Genomic DNA, 15,959 nt, shown 5'->3' on the forward strand with positions numbered 1-15,959 from the left:
TCACCTTTTGCTTTCTAACTTTCGTTATGTTGAAATCCAGTAATTGGGAGATTCCTTGGTTATAATAACATCATGCACATGACTCTCTTTAAGTCCGGAACCTGTAATTTTTACAAATTTTGCATTTTTGCGGAGATTTTCGATATTTTCACTTCCAGTATATCCCATTCCTGAGCGCAATCCGCCCATAAGCTGATAAATAGTATGGCTTATATCCCCTTTATAATGTACACGCCCTTCTATTCCTTCCGGCACAAATTTGGCTTCGGATGATTTTTCATCCTGAAAATATCTGTCTTTACTGCCGCTGCTCATTGCTCCAACCGAACCCATTCCACGGTAAACCTTATAACTTCTGCCCTGCAACAACTCAATTTCCCCCGGAGACTCTGTGGTACCGGCAAAGAGTGAGCCTATCATAACCACATTGGCTCCGGCGGCCAATGCTTTGACTATATCACCGGAATATTTTACTCCGCCGTCCGCTATTATAGGAATATTGTATTTTTCAGCCACAGAAGCACAATCCATAACAGCAGTAATCTGTGGGACACCAACACCGGCAACAACCCTTGTGGTACAGATGGAGCCCGGGCCTATACCCACTTTCACACAGTCAACACCGGCTTTGATGAGATCCAGCGTTGCCTCGGGAGTGGCAACATTACCTGCAACAAGCTGCAGATCGGGATATTTTTTCTTGATAAGACGCACCGTTTCATTAACTTTACTCGAATGCCCGTGGGCAGTATCAACCACGATAACATCCACATCATTATCAACCAGTGTATCCACTCTTTCCATCGTTTCCACACCGACACCCACAGCTGCGCCCACTCTTAAGCGCCCCAAATCGTCTTTGGTTGCCGAAGGATATTTCAGACGCTTGTTAATGTCTTTTATTGTAATTAGCCCTTTCAGATTATATTTGTCATCGACCACCAGTAATTTTTCAATCCTATGGTTCTGGAGATGCTCCTTTGCCTCATCCAGAGAGGTGCCCACCGAAACCGTCACAAGGTTTTCCTTGGTCATAAAGTTTTTCACAGGCTGATCGTATGCTGTGACAAACCGCAGATCTCTGTTGGTTAAAATTCCCACAAGCTTTTTATTTTTTGTCACAGGAACACCGGAAATTTTAAATTTCGACATTATCTCCAGAGCTTCTTCAACAGTCCTTTCCGGATCTATAGTTATCGGATCGACAATCATACCACTTTCCGATCTTTTAACCTTGTCGACTTCTTCCGCCTGTTCAGCTATACTCATGTTCTTATGAATAAATCCTATTCCACCCTCCTGGGCTATGGAAATGGCCAGTCTGCCTTCTGTAACGGTGTCCATTGCCGCACTCACAAGAGGAATTTCCAAAGTGATTTTTTCTGTCAGCTTGGTACTGAGATCCACATCACGGGGTATAACATCACTTTTACCCGGCGCAAGAAGAACATCATCAAAGGTTAAAGCTTCTTTCAATATTTTTTGATGAAACATTATACAACTCCTATATATTGTTCAAAGTTCAACATTCAAGACGTAAGACTTGAGACGTACTATCACCTATAATCCAAGCACCACTCCACTCCCTAACCACTTCACTCACTCACTACTTCTCTATCTCACTCTCTCCCTACTTCACTCCCTCACTCTCTCACCACTTCGCATCAAAGTCCCCAGTCTCTGCTGTAACGAAAATCAACGCCCACAGTCCTGTCGCTGACTTTGGCAACAACCGGCAGACAGCGCTTAAACTGATTTGCTTTTATCCTTCTGCTGACTTCATCTATAAATTTCTCATCAAAACCCATACGTATCAATTCTTTTTTATTTTTTCTTTTATCAATCATTTCAAACAGCAGCTTATCAGCGTCCTTATAAGAAAAACCAAGCTCTCCCTCATCCGTTTGGTTCTGCCACAAATCTGCTGTTGGATGTTTTTCAATCACTTCTTCCGGAATTCCCATATACTCAGCCAAACCCCAAACTTGCGTTTTATACAGATCACCCACAGGATTCAAAGCTGAAGCCATGTCACCATACCAGGTGCCGTATCCCAGAAGAAGCTCCGTTTTATTGCTTGTTCCCAGGACAAGAGCGCCATGTGCTGCTGATAAATCAAAAAGTGTAACCATCCTCATTCTTGCACATACATTCCCGAATCTCACATTTCCTATATAATGGTCAAAAACATTGAGATACGCATCTGCATATGGGGAAATATCTATTACTTCACAGTTGATACCCAGAAATCCGGCAACTTTTTTCGCATCTTCAAGGCTTTTTGAGCTGCTGGTTTTATAAGGAAGACAGTATGCAAAAACATGATCCTTGCCCAAAGCTTCTACCGCCAGAGCAGCGGAAAGAGCCGAGTCAACCCCGCCGCTCAATCCTATCACAAGGTTATTAAGACCTGTTTTCCCGGTTTCCTCTTTCAAAAAATTAACAAGAACTTCTTTTAATGTCTGATAGCTTACATTCATCATCCGCTCATCTTTGTGTCATATTGGTTTTATATGAAATCCTTAATTTATCCTTTAACACTAAAGGGTTTTTTATCCTTTCCTGTCTGATATTGTCTCTATCCAGCTTTACAATGCATTTATCCTCTTTGAGAAAAGGCAGACTGCATTCGATACTTCCTCCTGCTTTATAAATCTTCGATCCGCCCCAAAAAGTAACACCCTCCTCAACTCCCGCTCTGTTAGCAAAAACAACGGTACTTGTCATGTTAGTGGAAATATATCCGCAGGTATAATCCCATACTTTCTCGGCATAAAAACCGCTTTCTCCAATTCCTCTTAAAGGGCTTCCCGCCGGGATAAAAACCATATCTACATTATTTTCAGCTATATGCAAAAGGGAATCTGCATGGAGTGCATCTTCACATATCAGAATGGAACCCCTGAAAAATTTCGTATCGAAAAAGGAAAATGAGCTCCCTTCAGAAAAATATCTTTTTTCATCAAAAAGCCCGTAAGCCGGCAGGAAAACTTTCTTGTGAATACTGAGGATTTCACCCTGTTCAACATACGCAGCCGCATTATAGAAACATCCGGGCTGCTCTTCATATACAAAACCGAAAACAATTGAAATATAGTTGGAATACTCTTTTATCCGACGGATAATTTCTGAATTCAGATCCATGGCCACATCGCTCACTGCATCCCTCAAGTCATAGCCGGTCATTGAGAGTTCGGGGAAAATCACGACATTACAGCGTGCGGACACTGCTTCTTCAATTATCTGATAATGCTTTTCCGCATTCTTTTCAGGAGATGCAAGATAAGGCTTAAACTGGCTGATCATAAGTTTCAGCATATCATTCTTCCCTTCTATAAGTTCCGCTTTTACCGCCGCTTTTTTCAATTAATCTAATATCAGAAATTACCATATCTTTGTCAACAGCTTTACACATATCATATATAGTCAATGCAGCCATACTTACACCCGTCAAAGCTTCCATTTCAACACCGGTGCGCCCTGCAAGCTTTACTTTTACATCTATTCTGATTCGTGATTTATCCACTTCCGGAATAAACTCAACATCTACAGCGGTTATATTCAAAGGATGGCACATGGGTATCAGATCCCCGGTCTTTTTAACAGCCATAATAGCAGCTACTCTGGCCACTTCAAAAACTGCACCTTTTTCTACATTCCCGGATAAAATAAGCTCCAGTGTGGAGCCCTTCATATAAATATAACCGGATGCGTAAGCCTCCCTACGGGTAGTACTTTTGGATGTTACATCAACCATCTTACTTCTTCCGTGTTTATCCAGGTGACTAAAAGACATCACTTACTCCTTACTTTTAACGGGGTATTTTGCAAAGATTTCGGAAACATCCGATGATGTTTTAACATAGTTCCAAACCTCACCCCGAAAATCCTTTACCTTTTCGAAATTGACCCGCTTTCTGTCAAAACTGAATTCAGCATATTTTTTAAAACTTCCATTATTTTCAGTAGAATTTGAAAAAACCTCAATATGAAAATTTTCATAAGGTGAATTTATAAGCTTAAAAATCACAACCTCCATAAAATGTTTAAGTTCTTTTGAGAAGGGATTGGACATATTGTCTGAAACAACCCTTTCCCTTTTCATTTCGGTTGTATATATAAGCTCCAGTTTAACCGTACTGTCCTCAACTTGAAGCTGTTTATACTTAAAAACCGGAACTATCCCTTCTTTTTCAAAATAATCGGATTCAATCATGTTGAAATTAAATCTGTCTATAAAACTTTTCACACTCAAAGAAAGTTTTTTGTCAAAATATGAATTGCTTTCCGAGCTCCCGCCGAGAGTGTCTTTAAAACTGATATCCTTTTTCAGGGCATAGCCGCTTCTGACATTGTTAACTTTCACCTTGTACCATTTCCCCTGCTCTCCGATCACTATTATTTTTGCACCTTCATAAAAAGTTCTTACTCTTCTTGCGTCTAAGTCAGGTTTGTCTCTGACATACACGACATTTGCTTTTATAATCCCCAGCGATTCCACAAAAGCACCGGTTTTTTCTTCACAGAAACCGTTAAATATAAAGACAACAAAAAGAATGACCGGGATAAATATTTTTTTAAACATTGAACCTAAAATATATAATATCTCCATTTTTTACAATATACTCTTTGCCCTCAAGTCTCATTTTGCCTGCTTCTTTAATTTTCTGGAGTGATTTATACTCTTTAAATATGTCGAAGCTGCAAACTTCAGCTCTTATAAACCCTCTGCTGATGTCAGAATGAATCTTACCCGCAGCATCCACAGCCTTTGTGTTCTTTTTTATTGTCCAGGCTTTCACTTCCTTTTCCCCTGCTGTAAAGAAAGTAATTAAATCAAGAAGTTCATAACCACCTGCTATAACCTTCTCCAGACCGGATTTTTTAAGACCCATTTCATTAAGAAACTCGTTTTTTTCATCTTCATCCAGTTCGGCAATCTCCGCTTCAAGTTTGCAGGAGATTTTCACACATCCGGCATTTTCCTTTTCTGCTACCTTTTTCAATTGACTTACATAATTATTGTCGATGGCAAGCCCGTCTTCATCGACATTTGCCACATAAAGCACCGGCTTTACAGTAAGAAGATTAAATTCCTTGATATACTTCATATCATCGACGCTTACAATATTTCTCAGCTGTACCCCTTCTGCAGCTTTATTGTATATTTTCTCCAAAACATCCGATTTAATTTTCAGTTCCTTATCTCCGCTTTTCGCGGATTTTTTTACCTTTGTCAGAGCTTTCTCCAGAACATCGAGATCTGCCAGCAGAAGCTCCATATTTATAACTTCCACATCACCAACCGGATCAACTTTGCCGCTTACATGGCTTATATCCGTCTCATCAAAACACCTGACAATATGAACAATTGCATCCACTTCCCTGATATTGCTCAGAAATTTGTTGCCCAGCCCTTCTCCTTTACTGGCATCTTTCACCAAACCGGCGATATCCACAAATTCAATGGTGGTGGCAACAGTGCTTTTCGGTTTTATGCAATCGCTTATAAAATCAAGTCTTTCATCCGGTACTTCAACAATACCGATATTGGGATCTATTGTGCAAAAAGGGTAATTGGCACTTTCCGCTCCCGCTTTAGTCAATGCATTAAATAATGTTGATTTGCCTACATTCGGCAATCCTACTATACCGCAATTAAATCCCATCTGTAATCCCTCAGCTTATTCTGTTCACGCATTAAATTAAAATATAATCCAATAATGCATCTCTTATCCTAGTAAAAAAGGGCAGCCTCAGCTGCCCTTTTTGTTTTATAATAATGGAGCTATTATAAGCGAAACTATACTCATAAGTTTAATTAGTATATTCATGGCAGGTCCGCACGTATCTTTGAACGGATCACCAACAGTGTCGCCGGTAACAGCAGCTTTATGAGCTTCTCCGCCTTTTGCCTCTCCTTCCACTTCTCCGGCTTCTATAAACTTCTTGGCATTGTCCCAGGCACCGCCGGCATTAGCCATAAGCAAAGCCAGAAGGACACCGGCCAATGTAGCTCCTGCAAGCATACCGCCCAAAGCTTCTTTGCCTATTCCGAAGCCTATAATAATAGGAGAAATAACTGCCACCAAACCGGGAAGAACCATTTCCTTCAGAGCAGCTGTTGTCGATATATCCACACATGTTTTAGGATCCGGCTTCACACCCTCTTTTCCTTCCAGTAGCCCCGGAATATCTTTAAACTGTCTTCTGATTTCCTCCACCATTTGACCTGCAGCTTTACCAACAGAAGTCATCGTCAGAGAAGCCACAAGGAATGGGATAAAACCACCCACAAAAAGACCTATAACAACTTTTGGCTGAATAAGGTTTATTTCCGTCAATCCTGCACTGCTGCTGTAAGCTGCAAAGAGAGCCAAAGCGGTCAAAGCAGCAGAACCGATAGCAAAACCTTTACCAACTGCTGCAGTTGTATTACCTATGGAGTCAAGATTGTCAGTAATATCTCTAACATCTTTGCCCAATCCGGCCATTTCAGAGATACCCCCTGCATTATCAGCCACCGGTCCGTAAGCATCAACAGTCATTGTAACACCAACAGTCGCCAGCATACCGACTGCTGCAATACCTATACCGTAGAGCCCAGCCTGTGCATTGGCCACAAATATTGCAAGACATATCATGGCAAGGGGCAGAACAACACTCTCAAGCCCCACTGCAAAACCCTGTATAATGTTTGTGGCAGGACCGGTCTTGGATGCATTTGCTATTTTAAAAACAGGCTTGGATGAAGTGTAGTACTCGGTGATAAGACCAATCACAATACCGGCTACTGTTCCAAACAGCACAGCCCAGAATACACCAATACTAATCTGAAAAGCTGTAATAGCGAAGAAAGCTCCAACTAAAAACACACCGGCACCTATAAACGTAGAGTACCTGAGCGCAGACGCCGGTGCCGAACCGCTCAGTGCTTTCATGGAAAAAACACCGATCAGTGAAGCTATAAGACCTATAATTGCGAAAAGTACAGGAAGAAACATAAGGTTCATTGTCAGACCTGCACCGCCGAGTTTTGCCAGAAGGGCCGGACTTGCTGTTGCCGCAATAGCAATTGTGGCAATCATGGAACCGACATATGATTCGAAAATATCAGCACCCATTCCGGCAATATCACCTACATTATCACCTACATTATCAGCAATTACACCTGGATTCCTGGGATCATCTTCAGGGATACCGGCTTCAACCTTACCAACAAGGTCGGCACCCACGTCCGCGGCTTTCGTGTAAATACCGCCGCCTATTCTTGCAAAAAGAGCTATAGAGGATGCACCCATTGCAAACCCGTTTATATTCTTCGCTGTTTCGGGATCACCATAAATTAGAAAGAAAATTCCCACACCAAGAAGACCCAAACTTGCAACAGCCAGCCCCATAACAGCTCCACCGTTATATGATATGAACAGGGCTGATGCCATACCTTCTGATCTGGCAGCTTCACTCGTTCTTACATTAGCTTTTGTTGCTGCTTTCATACCTATAAAACCGGCTAAAGCCGAACAAACAGCACCACTAATAAAAGCTATACCGGTGCTGAATCCGAGTCCGTCAGCAAACAGCATCAGAACAAACACTACAGCTACAAATACAGCCAGAATCTTATACTCTCTTGAGAGAAAAGTCATAGCACCCTCATGAATCATACCAGCAATCTCTTTCATAAGATTAGTGCCTTCCGGCTGCCTTTTAATATAATTATAAATCACCACGGCCACTATCAGGCCTGCCGCCCCCAGTATCGGAGCAAAAATACTCAATGCTGAAGCCATTTTTTAGTCCTCCTTTTTTGTTATATTTTTGTTATTAAACTTCGTCATAGCGGAAACAACACCCTCCTTTATAAAGCAAGAGACGGCATTTTTGCACAAATCCACAAATTCTTCAATATTTTTACTCTCTGTCCGGGTAAATTTTCCCAAAACATAATCAGAAACAGCAATATTGGGGTTTTCAGGTCTGCCAATACCCATTTTGGCTCTGATAAAATCCTCACCGCCTAGACATGCAATTATAGAAATCAGTCCTTTGTGACCGGCGGAAGAGCCGCCCCTTTTAATTTTAAGTTTGCCGAACGGAAGATCAACATCGTCGTAAATCACAAGAATATTCTCCAGCTCAATGTCATAGTAAAAAGCAAGTGCAGCCACAGCTTTGCCGCTGAGATTCATATATGTCTGTGGTTTTTGAATGAAAACTTTTTTCCCGTCAACAACAAAATCACCGTAATCCGAATAAAAACCGCCCCTGATATCAGCATTGTAATGAGAGATAAGGGCGTCTGCCGCCATAAAGCCAATATTATGGCGGGTGGTCCTGTATTTCATACCGGGATTACCCAGCCCTACTACGAGAATTTTGTCCATTTACTGTTCTGTTTTATATTTAAAAAGAGAGCTGATACTTTCCTTATTGAAAATTCGAAGTATCGACTCTGCAAACAACTCACCGGTTTTTAAAACCTTAAACTTTGAAATGGTGCTTTTCTCTTTGGACAGCTCTATAGTATCACATAAAATCACTTCTTCTAAAGGGCTTGAAAGAATACGCTCCACTGCAGGTCCGCTCAGTACACCGTGCGTAGCTGCAGCCCTGACAGATTTGGCTCCGTGCTCCATAACTGTAGAGGCAGCCTGTGAAAGTGTACCTGCAGTATCTATCATATCATCAATAATTATCACATGCTTGTCATTAACATCCCCGATCACATGCATTGCTTTGGCTACATTGGGTCCCGTTCGCCTTTTATCTATAATAGCTAAGGAACTTTCCAGCGTCTTGGCATATATGCGCGCTCTCGGCACTCCGCCTGCATCGGGAGAGACAACCACATAGTCTTTTCCGTACATATTCTTGTTAATGAAATATTCGGAAAGGATGGGGGTTGCATAAAGGTTATCCACCGGGATATCAAAAAATCCCTGTATCTGGCCGGCATGCAGATCCATAGTAACAAGTCTGTCGATGCCTGAGGTTGTAAGTAGATCTGCAATCAGTTTTGCAGTAATCGGCACCCTGGGCTCCACTGTCCTGTCCTGCCTTGCATATCCGAAATAAGGGATAACTGCCGTTATACTGCTGGCCGATGCCCTTTTCAGGGCATCCACCATAATCATAAGCTCCATAAGATGAGCTTCAGCCGGTTGATTCGTGGATTGGATGACAAAGACATCCCTGCCTCTGACACTTTCGTTAATCTTGACAAAAATCTCCCCGTCACCAAACTTGGTAACTGTAGCATCCCCAAGTCTCATCCCGAGTTTCTTGACAACATCCTGGGCAAGCTTTTGATTTGAATTACCTGAAAATACCAAAAAGTCCATTCGGATCTCCTTTAAATTACGTTATTTATATTCTCAGTTTTATAAACAAAATAGCTTTTATTAAATATTTTAAAATAATCATACGCTTTATTCAAATATTTCTTTGACGAGTAAATTCCAAACACCGTAGCACCGCTTCCGGAAAGCAGCGCAGCGTCAGCATCAAGAGCCAGCATCTTTTCTTTTATCAGATACGTCTCAGGATATCTTTTAAACACAACATTTTGCAAACCGTTATCAACGGAGTCCAGAACATCTGTGTAATTTAAAACGGGATGCATATTACTGACGGTATTATAAGGTGTCAACGTTAAATTTTTATCCGAATAAACACTGGATGTGGAAATAGTTACAGGGGGTTTCACCAGCAAGACGTAAAAGGATGGAAGCACTGCTGTTTTATCCACTATTTCGCCTCTGCCTCTGACAAAAGCCGGCTGATTGTACAGGAAAAAAACGGTATCCGAACCCACCTTTGACATAATGTCAACCTTATCATCAAAACTCATTTTAAGACTGAAAATCTCATTAAGTATTTGCAAAAAAGCAGCTGCATTGCTGCTCCCCCCCCCCAGACCTGCTCCTGAAGGAATGTTTTTGTATAAACAGACATCAACCTGATGTTTGAGATTATATTCTTTTTGTACCAGAGCGAACGTCTTTGAAATTATGTTGTTTTCATCAACCGGAATAGTTTTATCATTACAGGTTATCCGAAACTGCCTGCTTTTTTGGACTTTAAGCAGGTCGAAAAGATTAACAGGGCTCATCAACGATTCAATATTGTGAAAACCGTCCTGTCTTTTGTTCAGAATTTTCAAAAACAGATTGACTTTAGCATAAGCTCTTATCAGCATTGGACCACCGGATGTTTATATTATTAAAAAATGTCCTGATTAATTGTACAGTTGCATTTTAAACATTTGCTCTGCTCCGTTATACTCCAGCATCTTAAGCTTATCCTCATCATATTTATATTCCACGGCTTCTGTGCCGCGCCTAATCCGGACAATATCAAAATCAGCATCGGCATAAATCACCGTATCGTTTTTGGAAAAAACATAATGGTTTGCAAATATATCAAAACGAAAATCCTCATCAGGCATCAGCAGCGGCACATAAAGCAATTTCACCAAATGTGCAACCTTTTCTTCACTGAAAAAACTGTCGTAACGGCTGCTTATATCTTCCCCTTCTTTAATTATCTCCAGAGTATTTCCATCATATATCGCCTCCAGATATACCTGCCCGAACATCCCCAAAACATTCATTTTTAATTTTCCTTCACATGTTTTGACAATAGTGCCTTTGAATTTTACTTTGCTGAATCGGTCTTCGTAACTGAATACACCCTTGGACTTCAGTCTGCAGAACTCAGGAGTGAGTTTTCTTACATTGCTGACTGCTTCTTCTTTGGAAATTTTTTGCGTTTTATCCAGTTGGGGTGTCTTAACGGCGCAATTTACCGTGAAAAATAAAACAACAATTGCACTAATCACCCTTAATATATTCATCAACACCCTTGTTTATCCCCATGGCATCCAGAATAGACCTCATGTGCTCCCTTAATTCTTTTTCCTCAGGCGCCAGGTTTAAAGCCTTTTTTTGATATTCTTTGGCCAGCTCATATCGTTTTTGTTTATAAAGTATCCAGGCTTTTGTATCCAGATAAGCCGGATTATTTCCGTCAATTTCCAGAGCTCTGTTGACAAGTTCCAGGGCTTTTGTCAGTTTCATATCATTTTCAGCATACAGATATGCGAGAAAATTTAACGCTGAATCATTGTTATTATTTATCTTCAAAACCTTCTTTATAATATCGATGGTTTCATTCAAATCACCTTTTTTTTCAGTTACAAAAGCTTTGTTCATAAGAAGGGTTTCACTGTCCGGGTTGGATTTAAGTCCTTTATTCAAAATATCAACAGCCTTTTTCAAATTTCCCTTTCTTTCATAAACAGCCGATTTTATTCTGTAAAAATCAACGTCTTTGTAAACCTCCGAAACATCCGCCAAAACATCCAGTGCTTTATCATAAGCTCCCTGGGAAAGGTAAACAAAAGCCAGTCTCTTTTTGGCCTGAGTGTAATCACTTCTTATCCTTAACGTTTCTTTGTAATATTTTTCAGCTTTATCATACTCTTTCAGAGCTTCATATGCCACTGCAATGTAAAAGGCTGACTGGGTGTCGTCGCTGTCTAAATTATAGGCTTGCTCCAGAACTTCGATTACTTTTTTGTATTTATTCTGTTTGAGATATATTTTTCCCATCTGTTTCAGGACATAAATTTTTCGCTCTCCGGAAAGTTTGTCCACAATTTGAGAATAATATTTTAATGCTTCCTCATAACGATTTGATTCCATATAAAGTTCTGCTAATTTCAATTCAGGAAGTATTAAGCCGGGGTGCTTTTCCTGAGCTATTTTCAGATATTTCATAGCTTTTTGGTTTTGATTTTCTCTCAGATATATATCAGCAAGCAGAAGAGCGGCCTCAAGATTCTTTTCCATATTGACAGCTTTTATAAAATCCTCTTCAGCCCTTTTAGTCAGATCGAGATACATATACAACTTTCCCCGCTGCAGGAAATAGGAAACGTCTTCATTTTTTTTGATAAGCTTGTCGTAAACCCCGATAGCGGATGAAAAATCATTCATATTTTTATAAATATCCGCCTGAAGCTCAAAATATTTGTTACTTTTCTCTATTGACACCGCTTTTTCGATATATTTTCCGGCACTTTGGAATTCCTGCAGATTTTCATAGTAAACTTTTGCAAGCTGGTAATATAATTCTGCCGGATTACCAATACTGCCACTATCTATACCATTCTTTAAAATTTCCACAGCTTTTTTATATTCCTGCTGATGTATATAAACTTTTGCTGCCTTGGTGTAAAGATAAGCATCCCCTGTTTTTTCCGCCAGCTCCTCATAGATATCAACCGCCCTTTCGAATTCTCCTGAATTCAAAAGCATCTCAGCTTTAAGAAATTTATAGTCGTAAGTATTTTCAGCATAGGTGTTCAGAGAAACATGTGCAGGAGCGCACCCGAAAGTAAGGATGCTTAGTAATACAATAAATCTTCCGGCAACTTTTCTGAATACAGAAAACACATTCAACATATCTTTTTTATTCTCTCATATATCTGTCTATAAAATCGGTTGTGACATCACCTTTTATAAAAGCGTGGTTGACAAGTATCCGCTTATGCAGAGAAACAGTTGTTTTGATTCCTTCAACAATAAATTCGTCCAAACTTCTTTTTGTCCTGTTAACAGCTTCCTCGCGGTTTTTACCGAAAACAATCATTTTTGCTATCATGGAATCATAGTAGGGTAAAACGATATAATCCTGATAGGTTGCCGAATCAACCCTCACACCAAAACCGCCGGGGGCATAATAGGCTTCGATTTTGCCCGGAGAAGGTGCAAACGTATCCGGATCCTCTGCATTAATCCTGCACTCAATGGCATGACCGATAATTTTAATGTCCTTCTGAGAGATATCGAAAGGCTCACCGGCTGCTATTTTCAGCTGCAGCTGAACAAGATCCACACCCGTTATCATCTCAGTAACAGGGTGCTCCACCTGAATCCTCGTATTCATCTCCATAAAATAAAAATTACCGTATTTATCAACCAAATATTCTATTGTTCCGGCATTTTTATAACCCAGTCCTTTAACAGCATCTACAGAAACCTTCCCCATTTTTTCTCTCATTCTTTCTGTCAGAAAAGGGCTTGGTCCTTCCTCGAGCAGCTTCTGATGCCTGCGCTGAATAGAGCATTCCCTTTCGAAAAAGTGCAGGGCATCACCTGCTCCGTCTCCGAAAACCTGTATTTCAATATGTCTGGGTTCCTCAATAAATTTTTCTATATATACCTCATCATTCCCAAATGCACTTTTGGCTTCATTCTTTGCCGTTTCAAAATTTTTCAGAAAACTCAATTCCGAATGAGCAACCCGCATACCCTTGCCTCCGCCACCGGCAGAAGCTTTTATTATTACGGGAAAACCTATCTCCTCGGCAATCTTTAAGCCTTCGTCCTTATCCTTGACGGCACCTTCACTGCCGGGAACAACAGGAACACCAAGATTCTTCATCGTTTCCTTCGCCTTGGATTTGTTGCCCATAAGGGAGATATGTTCAAAAGAGGGGCCGATAAATTCAAAACCGCACTCTTCACAAACCTTTGCAAAGTGAGGATTCTCCGCTAAAAATCCATATCCGGGATGAATGGCATCAACATCAGCAATCTCAGCTGCGGAGATAATATTTTTTATGTTGAGATAACTTTCCGAAGCCTGCCTGGGACCGATACAAACCGATTCATCAGCAAAGGCAACGTGCAGAGATTCAATATCGGCATCCGAATATACAGCGACGGTTTCTATACCGAGTTCTTTGCAGGCCCGTATAATTCTAAGTGCTATTTCCCCTCTGTTGGCTATCAATACTTTTTTAAACATGACTACCCCACAACTTTTATTAGAGCGGCTCCACAAGAAATATGGCTTCACCGTACTCAACCGGTTCGCCGTTTACACCAAGTTTTTTGAGTATTTTACAATCGAACTCCGCCTCAATCTCGTTCATAATTTTCATTGCCTCCACAATACAGAGCGTCTGACCCTTCCTTACTGTGTCTCCCTCCTTCACAAAAGGTTCCGCACCGGGAGAGGGAGCTTCATAAAATGTTCCCACAATGGGTGTTTTCACTTGCACCCCTTCAGTTTCCTCTTTGGTTTTTTCTTCACTTTCTCTTTTTTCAGAAGGCTCAGCAGCTTTACGCTCTTCCTTAACCACAGTCTCAACCTGCTGCTGAACAGGGGTTGAAGGTATCTGTGAAACACGATTAACATATATACGTTCGGTTTCACTTTCATATTCGAATTCCGTAAGAGATGTTTTTTCAATAAACCTTACCAATTCTTTAATTTCTTTTACATCCATACTGCACTCCTATTTGGTTGTTTTTACCCTTTCTATGTAGCTGCCGTCTCTCGTGTCAACCTTAACCACGTCCCCCTCGGAAATAAAAAGCGGCACACTTATGCTTCCGCCTGTTGACAATTTTGCCGGTTTGGTTCCCCCCGTAACAGTGTCGCCTTTGATGCCCGGTTCAGTTTCGACAATTTCAAGTTCCACAAAATTCGGCAGTTCCACACCCACCGGATTCTGGTTAAACAGCTGAACCTCGACACTAAGGTTTTCAGGCATATAATTGACAATATCACCGAGATCTTCGGCACTAATAGCTATCTGCTCAAAACTTTCGTTATCCATAAAATAATAGTTTTCCACATCGTTGTACAAATACTGCATGCTTTTCTCTTCAAAATCCGGCTGCTTTATCTTCTCATCCGATTTAAATGTCCTTTCTATAACATTACCGCTCAACAAACTTTTCAGCTTAGTCCTGACATTTGCACCGCCTCTTCCCATCTTCACATGAAGATACTCGACAACAGAATATGGTTCACCTTCAATTTCCACTTTCTTTCCCTTTTTAAACTGATTCGGAGTTAACACCATCTATCACCTCAATTAATTATTTTATAAACGTATTTATCTAACACACCACTCAGAATTTCACAACCCGTTTCATTCACCAAAACCGTGTCCTCAAGTCGTATGCCGAAATTATCAGGCAGATATATGCCCGGTTCTACGGTAAGCACCATCCCGGGCTTCAGTTTTGTATTATTATCTTTTCTGAACGCCGGGCTTTCATGCACGTCTATACCGACACCATGCCCCAGACCATGGTTGAAATATTTGCCGTAACCCTTATCACTAATATATTCCCTCGCCGTTTTATCAACATCGCTGCAGAGTATTCCCGGCTTTACAACCTCAACCGCTTTTTGCAGAGCCGAATACACTATATCTATTAATTCATTGACTGCACTATTATCAGCATCGTAAATTATTCTTGTAATATCGCTGCAGTAGTATTTTTTACAGCCGTAATCCACCATAACCGGCTCACCTTTTTTAACCTTCTTTTCCGATGCACGCCCGTGCGGCAGAGCGGAACGATCCCCGGAAGCCACCATGGTGTCAAAACTTAACGAGTCTGCACCGCGGATTTTCATATTATATTCCAGCGTTGCCGCCCAAACCGATTCAGTCATGTTATATTCAACATTTTCCAGCATGCCAAGAAAAGCATCTCCGGCGATTTTATAGGATTGTCTTATCAGCTCAATTTCGTTTTCGTCTTTTATAAGGCGCATTGAAGAAATAACATCATCCCTGTCCACATTAACAGTGGTCTCATCGGATAATGTTAAATATAAGTCAAGGGTACAGTTTGCATCCACAGCAATCTTCTTTTTCCTTTCTGCTAAATCTTTAAAATAATTAATATAAGACGTTACTATTTCGGTTTTGAAATCACCTGAAATTTCATTTTTCACCTGATTTTCATAGCGACCGTCTGTCACGAAAATAAAAGTAGCGTTATCAAAAACGATATACCCGGCTGTACCGGTAAATCCGGACAGATAGTAAACATGTGAATTATCCGTTACAATATAACATTCCATGCCCCGGGCGGAAAGTTCCGCCTGAAATTTTTCCAGTCTGTTCATTGTTACCCCTTTTT

General features: G+C 40.7%; 16 protein-coding genes. All 16 read right to left on the reverse strand.

The window, feature by feature from the left end:
* Positions 1-24: 24 nt before the first annotated feature.
* On the reverse strand, positions 25-1,494 hold the full coding sequence (gene guaB / locus UMU13_RS07430) for an IMP dehydrogenase (protein ID WP_328218182.1): 1,470 nt from the start codon (positions 1,492-1,494) through the stop codon (positions 25-27).
* 170 nt (positions 1,495-1,664) lie between these two features.
* On the reverse strand, positions 1,665-2,480 hold the full coding sequence (locus UMU13_RS07435) for an NAD+ synthase (RefSeq protein ID WP_442902141.1): 816 nt from the start codon (positions 2,478-2,480) through the stop codon (positions 1,665-1,667).
* A gap of 7 nt (positions 2,481-2,487) precedes the next feature.
* A complete protein-coding gene (locus UMU13_RS07440) occupies positions 2,488-3,366 on the reverse strand; it encodes a nitrilase-related carbon-nitrogen hydrolase (protein WP_328218185.1) in 879 nt (292 codons plus the stop codon).
* The gene (gene moaC, locus UMU13_RS07445) at positions 3,320-3,796 is read right to left on the reverse strand and encodes a cyclic pyranopterin monophosphate synthase MoaC (protein WP_442902140.1); all 477 of its coding nucleotides are present in this window, start codon (positions 3,794-3,796) and stop codon (positions 3,320-3,322) included. The genes UMU13_RS07440 and moaC overlap by 47 nt, the downstream gene beginning before the upstream one ends.
* Positions 3,797-3,799: 3 nt before the next feature.
* Positions 3,800-4,585, reverse strand: a complete 786-nt coding sequence (locus UMU13_RS07450) for an SH3 domain-containing protein (protein WP_328218188.1) — start codon at positions 4,583-4,585, stop codon at positions 3,800-3,802.
* Entirely contained in the window at positions 4,578-5,669 is a 1,092-nt protein-coding gene (gene ychF / locus UMU13_RS07455; protein ID WP_328218189.1) for a redox-regulated ATPase YchF, read from the reverse strand. Before ychF ends, UMU13_RS07450 begins: the two co-directional genes overlap by 8 nt.
* A 105-nt stretch (positions 5,670-5,774) precedes the next feature.
* Positions 5,775-7,793, reverse strand: a complete 2,019-nt coding sequence (locus UMU13_RS07460; RefSeq protein ID WP_328218191.1) for a sodium-translocating pyrophosphatase — start codon at positions 7,791-7,793, stop codon at positions 5,775-5,777.
* 3 nt (positions 7,794-7,796) lie between these two features.
* Entirely contained in the window at positions 7,797-8,387 is a 591-nt protein-coding gene (gene pth, locus UMU13_RS07465) for an aminoacyl-tRNA hydrolase (RefSeq protein WP_328218193.1), read from the reverse strand.
* The gene (locus UMU13_RS07470; RefSeq protein WP_328218194.1) at positions 8,388-9,344 is read right to left on the reverse strand and encodes a ribose-phosphate pyrophosphokinase; all 957 of its coding nucleotides are present in this window, start codon (positions 9,342-9,344) and stop codon (positions 8,388-8,390) included.
* 11 nt (positions 9,345-9,355) lie between these two features.
* Positions 9,356-10,201, reverse strand: coding sequence for a 4-(cytidine 5'-diphospho)-2-C-methyl-D-erythritol kinase (ispE, locus tag UMU13_RS07475; RefSeq protein ID WP_328218195.1), 846 nt, complete (start codon positions 10,199-10,201; stop codon positions 9,356-9,358).
* A gap of 39 nt (positions 10,202-10,240) precedes the next feature.
* A complete protein-coding gene (locus tag UMU13_RS07480) occupies positions 10,241-10,858 on the reverse strand; it encodes a hypothetical protein (RefSeq protein WP_328218196.1) in 618 nt (205 codons plus the stop codon).
* Positions 10,836-12,470 (reverse strand): tetratricopeptide repeat protein, encoded by a 1,635-nt coding sequence (locus UMU13_RS07485; RefSeq protein WP_328218197.1) that lies wholly within the window; start codon positions 12,468-12,470, stop codon positions 10,836-10,838. Before UMU13_RS07485 ends, UMU13_RS07480 begins: the two co-directional genes overlap by 23 nt.
* 7 nt (positions 12,471-12,477) lie before the next feature.
* Positions 12,478-13,818, reverse strand: a complete 1,341-nt coding sequence (gene accC, locus UMU13_RS07490; protein ID WP_328218198.1) for an acetyl-CoA carboxylase biotin carboxylase subunit — start codon at positions 13,816-13,818, stop codon at positions 12,478-12,480.
* Between the two features lie 19 nt (positions 13,819-13,837).
* Positions 13,838-14,302 (reverse strand): acetyl-CoA carboxylase biotin carboxyl carrier protein, encoded by a 465-nt coding sequence (gene accB, locus UMU13_RS07495; protein ID WP_328218200.1) that lies wholly within the window; start codon positions 14,300-14,302, stop codon positions 13,838-13,840.
* 9 nt (positions 14,303-14,311) lie between these two features.
* Entirely contained in the window at positions 14,312-14,884 is a 573-nt protein-coding gene (efp, locus tag UMU13_RS07500; protein ID WP_328218201.1) for an elongation factor P, read from the reverse strand.
* A gap of 8 nt (positions 14,885-14,892) precedes the next feature.
* A complete protein-coding gene (locus tag UMU13_RS07505) occupies positions 14,893-15,945 on the reverse strand; it encodes a M24 family metallopeptidase (protein ID WP_328218202.1) in 1,053 nt (350 codons plus the stop codon).
* Between the last annotated feature and the right edge of the window lie 14 nt (positions 15,946-15,959).

This window comes from Flexistipes sp. (assembly GCF_036172515.1).
Taxonomy (GTDB): Bacteria; Chrysiogenota; Deferribacteres; order Deferribacterales; family Flexistipitaceae; genus Flexistipes.